Raw genomic sequence first — 13920 nt, forward strand, 5'->3', positions numbered from 1 at the left:
GCCCACACCACCCGATCCGGGACGGAGCCGGGAATGCGCGAGTGACCCAGCGCGCTGTGGGGTAGGCGGCGCCGCGAGCCACCGAGCACGCGGGTAGATTCGATCCGGTGCCGCGACCAGCGGCACCGTGTCCGTACGACCGACGGGAGTGATGGCGTGGATCGCGTCGCACTGCGCGGCCTCGCAGCGCGTGGGCATCACGGAGTCTTCGCGAGGGAACGCGAGGAGGGACAGACCTTCGTCGTGGACCTCGACATGGGCCTCGACACGCGCCCGGCCGCCGAAGGCGACGACCTGTCCCGTACGGTCCACTACGGCGTCGTCGCGGAGGAGGTCGTCGCGGTCGTCGAGGGCGAGCCGGTCGACCTGATCGAGACGCTCGCCCAGCGGATCGCCGACACCTGCCTGCGACACGAGGCCGTGCGCGAGGTCGAGGTGGTCGTCCACAAGCCGGACGCGCCGATCGCCGTCCCCTTCGAAGACGTGACCATCACTATCAAGCGGAGCCGCGCATGACGCCGAACAGTGACCCGACCGTACAGCCGGTGCCCGCCTCCGTCGTGCAGCAGGTGGACGCGGCGGACACGACCCTGCACAACCCCAAGACCGCCGTCCTGTCCATCGGCAGCAACCTCGGCAACCGGCTGGAGTCGCTGCAGAGCGCCGTCGACGCACTCGCGGACACCCCCGGGCTGAAGGTCAAGGCCGTCTCCCCCGTCTACGAGACCGAGCCATGGGGTGTCGAGGAGGGCAGCCAGCCCTCCTACTTCAACGCGGTCGTCGTGGTACGCACCACCCTGCCGCCCGGCTCCCTGCTGGAGCGCGGCCACGCCATCGAGGAAGCGCTGGAGCGGGTGCGCGAGGAGCGCTGGGGGCCGCGCCCCATCGACGTGGACATCGTCGCCTACCAGGGCGTCCTCTCCGACGATCCCCACCTCACCCTGCCCCATCCCCGGGCACACGAGCGGGCCTTCGTCCTCGTGCCGTGGCACGACGTGGACCCCGGCGCCGAGGTACCCGGCCACGGCCGCGTCGAGGAACTGCTCGCCGAACTCGGCACCGAGGGCATCACCGCCCGCCCCGACCTGGAACTGATACTGCACGCCTGAGCGTTGGCAGCCCGTACGCCCCTTCTTCCCCGGCGCCCACAAGGTGGAAGCTCGATGAACCAACTCCGTATCCGCACCCTGGCGGCGCTCTTCGTCCTCGCCGGGGTACTCGCGTGGGGCGGAGCGCGGCTGTGGGACGCACTGGGCACGCTGCCGAGCGTCCCCTTCGCCGCACCCATCGTGCTCGGCGCCATCGCCGCCATCCTGCTGGCCACCGCACTGTCGCTGCGCGCCCGGCTGAAGGCCCAGCGCGAACGCGAGCCGGACGCCCAGGGCGTCGACCCGATGATGGCCGCCCGCGCCGTCCTCTTCGGCCAGGCCAGCGCCCTGGTCGCCGCCCTGGTCTCCGGCGTCTACGGCGGCACGGGCCTGTTCCTGATCACCGAACGCGCCGACGTCCCGGCCCGCGCCTCCCAGGCCCTCTACGCCGGCCTGTCCGTAGTGGCGGGCATCGCCGTGATAGCGGCAGCCGTCCTCCTGGAACGCATCTGCCGCCTTCCCGAGGACGACGACGAGAACCAACCCCCGACCCCCACCACCTAGCCCGGCCGGGCTCCCGCGAGGCGAACGCTGCCCCTTGCCGGCAGTAGGCCCCTGCGGGAGGGGGCGGCGCAAAGGGGTCAGCGCAGGATCAGGCTCATCGCCTCGGAGCGGGTGGCGCCGTCCCGCAGCTGGCCCCGCACCGCCGAGGTGACGGTCTTCGCGCCGGGCTTGCGGATTCCGCGCATCGACATGCACATGTGCTCGCACTCGACGACGACGATGACGCCGCGCGGCTCCAGTATCCGCATCAGCGAGTCGGCGATCTGGGTGGTGAGCCGCTCCTGCACCTGGGGGCGGCGGGCGTAGACGTCCACGAGCCGCGCGAGCTTCGACAGCCCGGTGATCTTGCCGGAGGCGGCAGGGATGTAGCCGACGTGCGCCACGCCGTGGAAGGGGACCAGATGATGTTCACAGGTGCTGTACACCTCGATGTCCTTGACCAGCACCATCTCGTCGTGGCCGAGATCGAAGGTGGTGGTCAGCACATCCTCGGGCTCCTGCCGCAGCCCGGCGAACATCTCCCGGTAGGCGCGGGCCACCCGTGCCGGGGTTTCCAGGAGGCCTTCGCGGTCCGGGTCCTCGCCTACGGCGATCAGAAGCTCGCGGATGGCGTTCTCGGCGCGCTTCTCGTCGAACGTGCCTATCGGGCTCTCCCCGTCCAGGGTCACCGGGTCGGTCATCTGGTCCTCGTTCCTTGACTTGCACAGCCGTCGAGCCCGCGCACGGTGTGTGACTGGCTCGGCGCTGTCGCGTACACAGCGGAAAGCCGCGCCCCTCGAAGGTAACCCGAGGGGCGCGGCTGACATTCCGCAGCGGGGAGCCTACCCCGCTGACCTGCGGTTATCCGTTGTCCGGGTCCGCGGGCTCGACGATGGCGTCCGAGTCGCGGGGGCCGATCTCCTTGCCCAGGTTCGTGTTGGAGCTGCCGTTGGTCAGCGCCGCGGGCGGGGCCGAGACCGGTGGCCGGGTGGAGGGGGTGCGCCGCGAGGAGCCGGTCCAGGCGGGGCGCGGGGGACGCTTGACGACGGGGCGGAAGATCTCGGCGATCTCCTCCTTGTTCAGCGTCTCCTTCTCCAGCAGGGCCAGGACGAGGTTGTCGAGGACGTCACGGTTCTCCACCAGGATTTCCCAGGCTTCGTTGTGCGCCGTCTCGATCAGCTTCTTGACCTCCTCGTCCACCAGCCCGGCGACCTCTTCGGAGTAGTCGCGCTGGTGGGCCATCTCCTTGCCCAGGAAGGGCTCGGACTGGTCGGAGCCGAACTTGATGGCGCCCAGCCGCTCGGTCATGCCGTACTGGGTGACCATCGCACGTGCGGTGGCCGTCGCCTTCTCGATGTCGTTGGCTGCGCCCGTGGTCGGGTCGTGGAAGACCAGTTCCTCGGCCGCCCGGCCGCCCATCATGTAGGCGAGCTGGTCGAGCATCTCGTTGCGCGTGGTGGAGTACTTGTCCTCGTCGGGCAGCACCATGGTGTAGCCGAGCGCACGGCCTCTGGAGAGGATGGTGATCTTGTGGACCGGGTCGGAGTTCGGTGAGGCCGCCGCGACCAGGGCGTGTCCGCCCTCGTGGTACGCGGTGATCTTCTTCTCCTTGTCGCTCATGATCCGGGTCCGCTTCTGCGGTCCGGCCACGACGCGGTCGATCGCCTCGTCCAGCGACTTGTTGTCGATCAGCTTCTGGTCGCTGCGCGCGGACAGCAGCGCTGCCTCGTTGAGCACATTGCTCAGATCGGCGCCGGTGAAGCCCGGAGTGCGGCGGGCGACCGCGCTCAGGTCCACGTCCTGCGCCATCGGCTTGCCCTTCTGGTGCACCTGGAGGATCTCCAGGCGGCCCTGCATGTCCGGGCGGTCGACGGCGATCTGCCGGTCGAAGCGGCCGGGGCGCAGCAGTGCCGGGTCCAGGATGTCGGGCCGGTTGGTGGCGGCGATCAGGATGACGCCGCCCTTGACGTCGAAGCCGTCCATCTCGACCAGCAGCTGGTTGAGCGTCTGCTCGCGTTCGTCGTGGCCGCCGCCCATGCCGGCGCCGCGGTGCCGACCGACGGCGTCGATCTCGTCGACGAAGACGATGGCCGGGGCGTTGGCCTTGGCCTGCTCGAACAGGTCGCGCACCCGGGAGGCGCCGACGCCGACGAACATCTCCACGAAGTCGGAGCCGGAGATCGAGTAGAAGGGCACCCCGGCCTCGCCGGCGACGGCGCGGGCCAGCAGCGTCTTACCGGTGCCTGGCGGGCCGTAGAGCAGCACGCCCTTGGGGATCTTGGCGCCGACGGCCTGGAACTTCGCGGGTTCCTGGAGGAACTCCTTGATCTCCTGCAGTTCCTCCACGGCCTCGTCGGAGCCGGCCACGTCGGAGAAGGTCGTCTTCGGGGTGTCCTTGGTGATGAGCTTGGCCTTGGACTTCCCGAAGTTCATCACCCGGGAGCCGCCGCCCTGCATCTGGTTCATCAGGAACAGGAAGATGACGATGATCAGCACGAACGGCAGCAGAGAGATCAGCATCCCGACGAACGGGTTCTGCTTCTGCGGCGCGACCGTGTACCCCTTGGGGATCTCCTTCTGGTCGTACTTGCTCTGGAGCTCCTTGGCGATATCGACACCCTGGTTGTCGATGTAGCTCGCCTTGATCTTGTCGCTGTCCTCGACCTTGGCGCCGTCCTTGAGCTCGAGCTTGACGAGTTGCTCGTCGCCCGTGGTGAGCTCTGCGGACTTCACCTTGTCCTGTCGGATCGCCTGTACGACCTGGCCGGTGTCCACCGTCTTGAAGCCGCCGGACGAGCCGACGACCTGCATCAACACGACCACGGCAAGGACGGCCAGCACGATCCACATGACCGGCCCGCGGAAGTATCGCTTCACGTCCATCCATACGGAGCGCGTTGGCCCCGTCCCTCCTGCCACAGTGAGTTGAAAAGCCTGACCTTCGGACGGTACCCCAGCATTGTCACCCGGCGCCGCCGAGGACGGTCAACTGCAACCGCCCTTCGAAGCTGCAACGAGGGGCACCGGCCATGTGTTCCCGGCCCGCGCGCGCGTACGCCCCCGGTTTCTAGCCGCCGTAGACGTGCGGGGCGAGCGTGCCGACGAACGGGAGGTTGCGGTACCGCTCGGCGTAGTCGAGCCCGTAGCCGACGACGAACTCGTTGGGGATGTCGAACCCGACCCACTTCACGTCGATCGCCACCTTGGCGGCGTCCGGCTTGCGCAGCAGGGTGCACACGTTGAGGGAGGCGGGCTCCCGGGAGCCGAGGTTCGACAGCAGCCAGGACAGCGTCAGGCCCGAGTCGATGATGTCCTCGACGATCAGGACGTGCTTGCCCTTGATGTCGGTGTCCAGGTCCTTGAGGATGCGCACCACGCCGGAGGACTGGGTTCCGGCGCCGTAGGAGGACACCGCCATCCAGTCCATGGTGGCCGGGGTGGACAGGGCCCGTGCCAGGTCCGCCATCACCATGACGGCGCCCTTGAGCACCCCGACCAGCAGCAGGTCCTTGCCCGCGTACTCCGCGTCGATCTTCGCGGCCAGCTCGGCCAGCTTCGCGTCGATCTCTTCCTTGCTGACCAGCACCGACTGCAGGTCGGTGCCCATGTCTTTCTCGTCCACCCTGCTGCTCTCGCTCGTCGCGGTCCGGTCGCCCGACCCGCCGTCTGCCCGCTCCTCGCCGCTCCGGTCGGCCCCGGTCGGTGCCGGGGCGCCGGTCAGTTCGGTGGGTTCGGTGAGCCGTGCCGGATGACCAGTCTGCCACCCTGCCGTGCGACCTCCACACGCCCGGGCAGGTTGAGGGCCCGCTGGCCGCGCCAGGCGGTGATGAGGCGGTCCATCTCCTCGATGTGCCGGGCGAACAGCGAGCCGGCCGGTGAGCCGGCCTCGATGGCGGCGCGGCGCAGCACCCGCCGCCGTACCGCAGGCGGCAGCGCGTACAGCCGTACGACGTCCAGTTCGACGGTCGCGGCGGCGCCGGGTGCGCCGTCCGGCCGGGTGCCGGTGCGGCCGGGCTGCGCGGAGCCGTCCGCCTGGTCGGGGACCTGCGCCTCGTCCGGCGCTGCCTTGCCGGGGGTGCGTACGACGGCGCGTTCGGCGTCGTCCGTCCAGGCGTCGAGCGCGTCCGCGTCGTCCCTGGACAGCTGTGCGGTGCGGGCCAGCGCCTCGATGACGCCCTTGCCGAGCGCCTTCTCCAGTGCGGGCAGCGCCTCGTGGCGTACCCGGGAGCGGGTGTAGGCGGGATCGGCGTTGTGCGGGTCGTCCCAGACGGGGAGCGACTGGACCATGCACGCCTTGCGGGTGGTCTGCCGGTCGATGGTCAGGAAGGGGCGGCGGTAGCGGCCGCCGGGCCCGGAGACCGCGGCCATGCCGGAGAGCGAGCGGGTGCCGGAGCCGCGGGCGAGGCCGAGCAGCACGGTCTCCGCCTGGTCGTCGCGGGTGTGACCGAGCAGCACGGCGGCCGCGCCGTGCCGGTCGGCGATCGCGTCCAGCGCCGCGTAGCGGGCCTCGCGGGCCGCGGCCTCGGGTCCGGTGTTGGTCCGGCCCACCTGGATGGCGACGGACTCGACGGGGTCGAGACCGAGCCCGGCGAGCCGGTCGGCGACGTCCTGGGCGCGCTCGGCCGAGCCGGGCTGCAGGCCGTGGTCGACGGTGACACCGCCGGCGCGCACGCCGAGGCGGGGGGCTTCGAAGGCGAGCGCGGAGGCGAGCGCCATGGAGTCGGCGCCGCCGGAGCAGGCCACCAGGACCAGCGGGGGCCGGGGCTCGGTGGGAAGGGGGGCGGCGGGCTGCGGGGCCGCCGTCAACTGTGTGCCGCGCACGCCGGGTGTACCGGCGCCCTGTGCGCCGACTCCGGGGGTGCCGACGCCGGGGGTGCCGGCGCCCTGTGCACCGACGCCGGGGGTGCCGGCGTCGCGTGCGCCGATGTCGTGCGCGCTGAGCACGTCGTGGAGTGTGCGGCGGACCGCCAGGCGTATTGCGGCGACCGCGGGGTGGGGACCCATGTCCGATTCACTTCCTCGTCAGGGATCTTCGCCGATCGCGGGAGGGGGCTTCCGCGGATCCGGGGGTGTCGAAGCCGATTACTGTCACGCTGCGTGTGTTGATGGTGACAGAGACGGACGGTGTTCCCCGAGCATCGCACGCGTGCCAGCCCCGCACGGTCCCTCGGACGGGTGATTGGGGAGGCTTCCGGTCGCCTCAATCGGCCTTGCGGTGCACCCTCGCGATCCACTCCGCGGGCTTGGCGATCTCCGCCTTGGTCGGAAGGGTGTTCGGGGATGTCCACACACGGTTGAAACCCTCCATGCCCACCTCGTCCACCACGGTGCGCACGAACCGCTCCCCGTCCCGGTACTGCCGCAGCTTCGCGTCCAGGCCCAGCAGCTTGCGCAGCGCCAGGTCGAGACGGCCCGCGCCGGTGGCGCGGCGCTTCTGGAACTTCTCCCGGATCTCGGTGACCGTCGGGACGACCTGGGGGCCCACCCCGTCCATCACATAGTCGGCGTGTCCCTCCAGCAGCGACATCACGGCCGTCAGCCGGCCCAGCACCTCCCGCTGCGCCGGGGTCTGCACCAGCTCCACGAGGCTGGGCCGCTCCTCCTCCTCGGCCGGCTCCTCGCCGCTCCCGCCCTCGCCCGGCTTGCCGCCGGACAGCGACTGGACGGCCTCGCGCAACCGCTCCAGCAGCGTGGAAGGGTCGACGTCGGTCTGCTCCAGGAAGGACTGGATCTCCATCCGCAGGTGGTCGCGCAGCCACGGCACGGCCGTGAACTGGGTACGGTGCGTCTCCTCGTGCAGGCACACCCACAGCCGGAAGTCGTGCGGGTCGACCTCCAGCTCGCGCTCGACGTGCACGATGTTCGGCGCCACCAGCAGCAGCCGTCCGCCCTCGGCGCCCGGCAGGTCCCGGCCGGGGGGCGCGAACGTCTCGTACTGGCCCAGCACCCGCGAGGCCAGGAACGACAGCAGCATTCCGACCTCGACGCCGGTGACCTTGCCGCCGACCGCGCCGAGCACGGCCCCGCCGGGCATCCCGGCGCGGCGCTCCTCCACCTTGTTCAGCAGCGGCGAGAGCAGCTCGCGGAAGCCGGCCACGTTGGCCTTGACCCAGCCGGGCCGGTCCACCACCAGGACGGGGGTGTCCGCCACCTCGGGGTTGGCGGGGGTCAGCCGGGTGAAGTCGCGTACGTGCTCCTCCGACACCTTGGCGTGCCGGCGCAGCTCAGCGACGATGCCGCGGGCTTCCTCCTTGCTGACTTCCGGCCCCGGCCGCCCGAGGCGGGTCGCGGTCGCGACCGCGAGATTCCAGTCGACCATCTGCACACCACCGAGGCTCGTCATTCTTTCACCGTACGTGCAGCGGGCGCGCCGCGGGAGGCACGCTCTCATGGGTGGCCCACCACAGCGGGAGGGACGTGCCCCGTCAGGGGCGCGGGGAACGGCGCGACCGGCCACGAACAACCCGCAGACTGCAGCGGCGAGCAAGGGGCACCCCCTCATCAGCAGAGGCGGCGTCATCCCGCCGAAGGCGAATCGCGGCAGCCGCAGTTGGCCAGCGCCGAAGCGAGCCGGTCCAGCGATTGCTGGGCGGCATCCCGGCCGGAGGCCCCCGTCGTCATGAAGGCGAAGGCCAGCATCCGCCCGTCGGCGTCCACCACCGTGCCGGCCAGCGTGTTCACCCCGGTGAGGGTGCCGGTCTTGGCCCGTACGAGACCCGCGCCCGGCTCGCCGCGCTCGCCGCCGTAGCGGTCGCCGAGGGTTCCGGTGAACCCGGCGACGGGCAGCCCGGTCAGCACCGGGCGCAGTTCCGGCCGGTCCGGATCGGCCGCCAGAGTGAGCAGCCGGGTGAGCAGCGCGGGCGAGACCCGGTCGGCGCGGTCCAGCCCGCTGCCGTCGGCGAAGCGGGCGCCCTTCAGCGGCAGGCCGAGCTTCTTCAGGGTGTGGCGGACGGCGCGGTCCGCGCGGCGGAAGCTCGCGGGCTCCCCCTGGGCGAGGGCTGTCTGCCGGGCGAGGGCTTCGGCGAGGTCGTTGTCGCTGTGGGTGAGCATGCGTTCGACCAGCGCGCCGAGCGGGGCCGAGCGGTGGACGGCGAGTTCGGCCGCCCCCTTGGGCGCTCGGCGCTCCTCGGGGGTGCCCTCGACCGTGACGCCCGCGTCGGCGAGTTCGCGGGCGAAGATCTTGGCCGCCTCCAGCGCGGGGTCGGCGGCGCGGGGTGCGGGCCCGTGGTGGCTGTTGTCCGTACGGCCCTCCTCGACCATCAGCGGGGTGACCCGGGCGAGGTTCTCGTTGGGGCCGATGACGTGCCGGTCGGTGCCGGAGTAGCGGGAGGTGTCGTAGCCGAGACCGACCTTGTGGACGTCGCGCTCGTCGAGGGCGCGGGCCGTCCGCTCGGCCATGGTGGCCAGGTCCCGTTCGGTGAGGGTGGGGTCGCCGCCGCCGACGAGGGTGACGCGGTCGCCCTTGCCGACGGCGCGGGTGGCGATCCGGTAGGTGTCGCCGCGGGCGGTCAGTGCGGCGACGGCGGTGGCCAGCTTCACCGTGGAGGCGGGCGCCGAGACGGCCTCGGCGTCCCGGGAGAAGAGCTGCCGCCCGGTGACGGCGTCCACCACCGAGGCGTGCCGTACGGCGCCCAGCGAGCCGTCCTCGATCAGCGGTTCGAGGGTGTCGGCGAGTGCCGAGGCGGTGGGCGGCGGCACCTGGTCCGGGCGGGTGCCGCCGCGGCCGCGCGCGTCGGTGCGCGGGCCGCCCTCGCCCGCTGCCCGCTTCGGCAGCGGCCCGGCCGCCGCCAGTACCTGGGGGGCCATGGGGTGGCTGTCGGTGCCGGGTGGGGTGTGGTCCCCGCCACTTCCGCCTTCCGGGCGGGCTGCCCGGACGCGCTCGGCCGTACGCTGACCCGAGTCCCACGGTCCGGCAGCTGCCACCGTCACCAGTGCGACCACGAGTCCGAGTGCGGCGGAGGCGGCGGTGAGCCGGGCCGTCTGCCGCTGCTGCGGAGCGGCTGCCCGCCAACGACGCCGGGCCGCTCGTGCCGCCTCGCGGGCGCGGTCGGTCACACGTACGGCCGCCGTACGGGTGTGTGCCGCTGCCTTCCGGGTGAGGGCCGGCGCGGTGCGGGTGTGGGCTGCCGCGGTGCGGGCCACTCGGGCTGCCGAACGGTATGCCCGCTTCGCGGTGTCACGCACCTTCGCTCCGGCGTCATGCACCTCGACCAGCCCCTTTCGCGAGCACACATGTGCGTGGGGGACACTTAATCACCAGACTGGAGTTCTTCTGGGGGACGGCCCCCAGGGCACACGAGTGCTGATGAGACTGATCTCATCATGATCTATACGGAGGAGCCTCCCTTGGAGTTCGACGTCACCATCGAGATCCCGAAGGGCTCGCGGAACAAGTACGAGGTGGACCACGAGACGGGCCGCATCCGGCTCGACCGGCACCTGTTCACCTCGACCGTGTACCCGGCGGACTACGGCTTCGTCGACGGCACCCTGGGCGAGGACGGCGACCCGCTCGACGCGCTCGTGCTGCTGGAGGAGCCCACCTTCCCCGGGTGCATCATCAAGTGCCGCGCCATCGGCATGTTCCGGATGACGGACGAGGCCGGCGGCGACGACAAGCTGCTGTGCGTGCCGTCCTCGGACCCGCGGATGGAGCACCTGCGCGACATCCACCACGTCAGCGAGTTCGACCGGCTGGAGATCCAGCACTTCTTCGAGGTCTACAAGGACCTGGAGCCCGGCAAGTCGGTCGAGGGCGCCAACTGGGTGGGCCGCGCCGAGGCCGAGGCCGAGGTCGAGGCCTCCATCAAGCGGCTGGCGGCCGAGGGCGGTCACTGAGGCCGTCCACTCCCCGGAGGGGCCGGGATCTCGGCCCCTCCGTCTGCTCTGCCGGCCTTGAGCCGATCGGCTAGAAGCCGCGGGTGCGCTTGGCGGCGCGGCGGCCCGGCAGCGGGGTCTCCTGGCCGGGGGTCTTGATGAACAGGCGGGCCAGTTCGCCGCCGAGGTTGACCCCTATCGCGATGGCCAGCGCCAGCGCCCCCGCCGTGGCCAGGTGCTCGAAGCCCTTGTTCACATCGCCCTGGGCGATGTTCAGCAGCCCGAAGTAGGTGTTGCTACCCGGCAGCAGCGGCCCGATCGCCGCCGTGATGTAGGGCAGCGACGAGGCGAACTGGTAGCGGGAGAGCAACTGGCCGAAGAGGCCGACCAGCCCGGCGGCCACCACGGTGGCGGGTACAGGTGTCAGATTCGCCTTGGTCAGCGCCCCGAAGATCAGCCAGGCCACGCCCCCGTTGAGGGTGGCCGGCAGCACGGTGTGACGTTCCTGCTGGAGCAGCACGCAGAAGGCCAGCGCCAGCAGCATGCCGGCCAGCAGCTGGGTGACGGGGCGGTCGACGTGGCTGACGATGTCGGGCGTCAGCCGGGCGTTCAGCCGGTCGCCCACGTACAGCACCATCAGCACGCCGCAGACGATGCCGACGATCAGGTAGATGACCTCCAGCAGGCGCGCGGCCGCGGTGATGTAGAAGCCGGTGAGCCCGTCGTGCACCGCAGCGACCAGTGCCCGCCCCGGGATCAGCGCGAAGAGTCCACCGGTGATGACGGCCGACGCCTGGATACGGGTGTCCGTGTGCTGGGAGAGCAGCGCGACGCCGACACCTATCGCGGCGGGCGGCATGGCCGCGGAGGCGAACTGGTAGAACTCCGGCAGCCCGCGTCCCGCGCACAGCCAGGCGAGCCGGTCACCGAGCATCGCGCCGAGCGCGGCGAGGACGAACACCAGCCCGTCGCCGCCCACCAGCAGCGAGGCGGCACCGGACAGCGCGCCGCTGGCCACGGTGAGGGCCCACTTGGTGTAGGGGTGCCGGTTACGGCGCATCTCCGCGAGCCGCCGGTACGCCTCCTCCAGGGACACCTCGCCCTGGGTGATGTCGGCGACGAGCGCGAAGACGGCCGACAGCCGGGTGTAGTCGGTGCCGCGCCTGCGTACGGTCCTGCTGAGCGTCACCGGGTCGTCGACCAGCGACGGCTGGTGGGTGATGGACAGCAGGGTGAAGGTGACCTCGGGCTCGGTGCGGTCGAGCCCGTAGGCGTGGGCGACGCCGAACATGGCGGCTTCCACGTCCTCGGCCCCCTCGCCGCCCGCCAGCAGCAGCTCGCCGATACGCAGCGTCAGGTCGAGGACGCGCGGCACGGCCGGGCCGCTCTCCGCACCCTCGTCGCCGCGCGCGGCCCGCTCCGGCACGGGGCGCTCGGCCAGCGGCATCCGTACCAGCGAGCGCATCCGGTCCTGCCAGGGCGAACCCGGCTTGGCCAGCGGGCCGACGACGGGGATGCCCTCGGGCGGGGTGAACGCGCTGCCCGGCTCGGGCGGCGGCTGTGTGACGAGCCCCTCCGGAATGGTGAACTCGGAGGTCGGATGCTCCTCCTCGGGGACGGGCGGAAGCGGCACGCCCAGGGGCGCCGTGAAGGCGCTGTGCGACTCGTCGGACACCGGCTTGGTGTCCTCCGGCTCACCACCCTGCTCCGCGGCGTCGCCGTTTCCCTTGGGCTGCCCCACCACGCTCTGTTCGCTCCTTCCCTCGCTCTCCAGCAGTGTCACACGAGCAACGCCGTGTCCGACGAGGACCGTTCCACGGAACGGAAGCGTGCTACCTCACAGTGGAGCATGCGCGGAAAACCTCCCCCCAAAGGCCCCCTGTACAGGACCTGTACAGGGGGCCGTCGAAAGGGGGTGGCCGCCGGAGAAGGAGCGGTCGGTGGGCGCTTCAGCCGGCGTCGGCGGCCCGTGCGGCGTTCGCCACGATCGCGTCCCGCATGTACTGGGCCAGTCCCGGCCTGATCGCCTCATAGGTGGCGGTGAAGCGCTCGTCCTGGATGTACATCTCGCCGAGCCTGCGGTGCATCTGATGGTCGCACTCGTAGCTGAAGCGGGAGATGAACAACCGGTGCCGCTCGGCGAGGGCGGTGACCGCGGGCGCGTCGGGCGGGTCGCCCGCCGCCAGCCGGTCGGCTACGGCGCCATGGATCTCGTCCATCTCGCGCTTGAGTGCTTTCCAGTCCTCCTTGCTGTAGGTGGCAGCGCGGCGCTGCGCCTCGCGGTACTGCTCGGAGTCGCCCCAGCGGCGCTCGGCCTCCTCCGCGTACTCGTCCGGGTCGAAGTCCCCGAACACCTCGAACTTCTCCTCAGGGGTGAGGTTGATGCCCATTCTGCGTGCCTCCATGGCGCGTTCCACGGCGGCGGCCATCTCCGTCAGCCGGTCGATCCGCGCCGTCAGCAGGTGGTGCTGCCGGCGCAGATGGCTCACCGGGTCGGCTGCGGGGTCGTCCAGCAGGACGGCGATCTCCTCCAGCGGGAAGCCCAGCTCCCGGTAGAAGAGGATCTGCTGCAGCCGGTCCAGGTCGGCGTCCGTGTACCGCCGGTGCCCGGCCGTCGTACGGGCGGAGGGCACCAGCAGCCCGATCTCGTCGTAGTGGTGCAGCGTGCGCACCGTGATCCGGGCGATACCGGCGACCTGCCCGACGGAGTGGCTCACTGCCGCCTCCTTGTCTGCCATCGCTTGTTGCGGTCGCTTACGGGCATCCACGGTGCTGCCTCACGTCGCGTGAGGTGCAAGCCGCATTTTCGCGCCGGCGTGTCACCGACGGCCCGCCCTCACAGCGGTGGGCGGTCCGTCAGTACGCTCAGATCGCGCTCTCCCTCACCGGCCATCACAAAGGCGCCGCCCTTCAGCCGGGAGATCAGCTCGCGGGCCCAGGCCGCGTCGCTGTCGGCGGTGTGCACCCACAGCTTCATGATCTCGCCGATGTGGCCCCACTCCTGCGGAACGCCACCGTCCGGTGCCCAGTTCCGGGTCACCTCGTCGCGCCAGGACTCCAGTGCGGCGACCCGCTCCTCCAACAGCGCCACGGCCTCCGCGCGGGGCAGGTCGACGAGGAAGCCGACGGCGGAGGTCAGCAGCTCCTGCTTCTCCCGGGTGGCGGTCAGCGCGTACCGCAGCAGCCGGAAGAACTCCGCCTCGCCCGCCTCGGTGATCTCGTACTCGGTGCGGGGCGGGCCGCCCGCCGTGCTCGGGGCCGTCTCGTGCGGCAGCAGCAGGCCCTGCTTGGCCAGCTGCTTGAGCGCGTGGTAGATCGACCCCGGCTTGGCCGTCGACCACTGGTGGGCGCCCCAGAACTCCAGGTCGTTGCGGACCTGGTAGCCGTGCGCCCGCCCGCGCAGGCGCACGTCCCCCAGCACCAGCAGCCGGATCGCCGACATCGCTTCCTGCTCCCCTGCCCGGTCATACCG

At 71.4% G+C, this 13920-nt stretch carries 13 protein-coding genes; 4 read left to right on the forward strand and 9 right to left on the reverse strand.

What is annotated here, in order from left to right:
- The first annotated feature begins 156 nt into the window (after nt 1-156).
- The 3 genes from folB to HC362_RS13880 are packed head-to-tail and all read left to right on the forward strand — an operon-like array spanning nt 157 to nt 1652.
- Nucleotides 157-516 (forward strand): dihydroneopterin aldolase, encoded by a 360-nt coding sequence (gene folB / locus HC362_RS13870; RefSeq protein ID WP_243084221.1) that lies wholly within the window; start codon nt 157-159, stop codon nt 514-516.
- On the forward strand, nt 513-1109 hold the full coding sequence (gene folK, locus HC362_RS13875; protein WP_243084222.1) for a 2-amino-4-hydroxy-6-hydroxymethyldihydropteridine diphosphokinase: 597 nt from the start codon (nt 513-515) through the stop codon (nt 1107-1109). The genes folB and folK overlap by 4 nt, the downstream gene beginning before the upstream one ends.
- 54 nt (nt 1110-1163) lie before the next feature.
- Entirely contained in the window at nt 1164-1652 is a 489-nt protein-coding gene (locus HC362_RS13880) for a DUF3180 domain-containing protein (protein ID WP_243084223.1), read from the forward strand.
- 77 nt (nt 1653-1729) lie between these two features.
- On the opposite strand, the gene folE is transcribed toward HC362_RS13880, so the two are convergent.
- The 6 genes from folE to dacB form a co-directional block, all read right to left on the reverse strand.
- Nucleotides 1730-2332 carry a GTP cyclohydrolase I FolE gene (folE, locus tag HC362_RS13885; protein WP_243084224.1) on the reverse strand — a complete coding sequence of 201 codons (603 nt, stop codon included), beginning with the start codon at nt 2330-2332 and terminating at the stop codon, nt 1730-1732.
- 160 nt (nt 2333-2492) lie between these two features.
- Nucleotides 2493-4514, reverse strand: coding sequence for an ATP-dependent zinc metalloprotease FtsH (gene ftsH, locus HC362_RS13890; RefSeq protein WP_209268350.1), 2022 nt, complete (start codon nt 4512-4514; stop codon nt 2493-2495).
- Nucleotides 4515-4698: 184 nt separating this feature from the next.
- Nucleotides 4699-5238, reverse strand: coding sequence for a hypoxanthine phosphoribosyltransferase (gene hpt / locus HC362_RS13895; RefSeq protein WP_243088570.1), 540 nt, complete (start codon nt 5236-5238; stop codon nt 4699-4701).
- A gap of 110 nt (nt 5239-5348) precedes the next feature.
- Nucleotides 5349-6635: a tRNA lysidine(34) synthetase TilS gene (gene tilS / locus HC362_RS13900; protein WP_243084225.1), complete on the reverse strand. Its 1287-nt coding sequence runs from the start codon at nt 6633-6635 to the stop codon at nt 5349-5351.
- Between the two features lie 196 nt (nt 6636-6831).
- The gene (locus tag HC362_RS13905; protein ID WP_243084226.1) at nt 6832-7974 is read right to left on the reverse strand and encodes a zinc-dependent metalloprotease; all 1143 of its coding nucleotides are present in this window, start codon (nt 7972-7974) and stop codon (nt 6832-6834) included.
- Nucleotides 7975-8147: 173 nt separating this feature from the next.
- A complete protein-coding gene (dacB, locus tag HC362_RS13910; protein WP_243084227.1) occupies nt 8148-9815 on the reverse strand; it encodes a D-alanyl-D-alanine carboxypeptidase/D-alanyl-D-alanine-endopeptidase in 1668 nt (555 codons plus the stop codon).
- Nucleotides 9816-9977: 162 nt separating this feature from the next.
- Between dacB and HC362_RS13915 the strand changes: the two genes are divergently transcribed.
- Nucleotides 9978-10469: an inorganic diphosphatase gene (locus HC362_RS13915; RefSeq protein ID WP_099883295.1), complete on the forward strand. Its 492-nt coding sequence runs from the start codon at nt 9978-9980 to the stop codon at nt 10467-10469.
- A gap of 70 nt (nt 10470-10539) precedes the next feature.
- Here the strand turns inward: HC362_RS13915 and HC362_RS13920 are convergent, their stop codons facing one another.
- The 3 genes from HC362_RS13920 to HC362_RS13930 form a co-directional block, all read right to left on the reverse strand.
- Nucleotides 10540-12192: a threonine/serine exporter family protein gene (locus HC362_RS13920; protein WP_243088572.1), complete on the reverse strand. Its 1653-nt coding sequence runs from the start codon at nt 12190-12192 to the stop codon at nt 10540-10542.
- Between the two features lie 205 nt (nt 12193-12397).
- Nucleotides 12398-13165, reverse strand: coding sequence for a MerR family transcriptional regulator (locus tag HC362_RS13925; protein ID WP_243084228.1), 768 nt, complete (start codon nt 13163-13165; stop codon nt 12398-12400).
- 119 nt (nt 13166-13284) lie between these two features.
- Nucleotides 13285-13890 (reverse strand): PadR family transcriptional regulator, encoded by a 606-nt coding sequence (locus HC362_RS13930; RefSeq protein WP_243084229.1) that lies wholly within the window; start codon nt 13888-13890, stop codon nt 13285-13287.
- Nucleotides 13891-13920 lie beyond the last annotated feature (30 nt).

This window comes from Streptomyces sp. 891-h (assembly GCF_022760275.1).
GTDB classification, from domain to species: domain Bacteria; phylum Actinomycetota; class Actinomycetes; order Streptomycetales; family Streptomycetaceae; genus Streptomyces; species Streptomyces spirodelae.

Excerpts from the sequence above, each read along its gene's own strand:
- tilS (WP_243084225.1), bottom strand. The coding sequence starts at position 6,635 with ATGGGTCCCCACCCCGCGGTCGCCGCAATACGCCTGGCGGTCCGCCGC.
- HC362_RS13905 (WP_243084226.1), bottom strand. The coding sequence starts at position 7,974 with ATGACGAGCCTCGGTGGTGTGCAGATGGTCGACTGGAATCTCGCGGTC.
- folK (WP_243084222.1), top strand. The coding sequence starts at position 513 with ATGACGCCGAACAGTGACCCGACCGTACAGCCGGTGCCCGCCTCCGTC.
- HC362_RS13880 (WP_243084223.1), top strand. The coding sequence starts at position 1,164 with ATGAACCAACTCCGTATCCGCACCCTGGCGGCGCTCTTCGTCCTCGCC.
- ftsH (WP_209268350.1), bottom strand. The coding sequence starts at position 4,514 with ATGGACGTGAAGCGATACTTCCGCGGGCCGGTCATGTGGATCGTGCTG.
- folE (WP_243084224.1), bottom strand. The coding sequence starts at position 2,332 with ATGACCGACCCGGTGACCCTGGACGGGGAGAGCCCGATAGGCACGTTC.
- HC362_RS13930 (WP_243084229.1), bottom strand. The coding sequence starts at position 13,890 with ATGTCGGCGATCCGGCTGCTGGTGCTGGGGGACGTGCGCCTGCGCGGG.
- hpt (WP_243088570.1), bottom strand. The coding sequence starts at position 5,238 with ATGGGCACCGACCTGCAGTCGGTGCTGGTCAGCAAGGAAGAGATCGAC.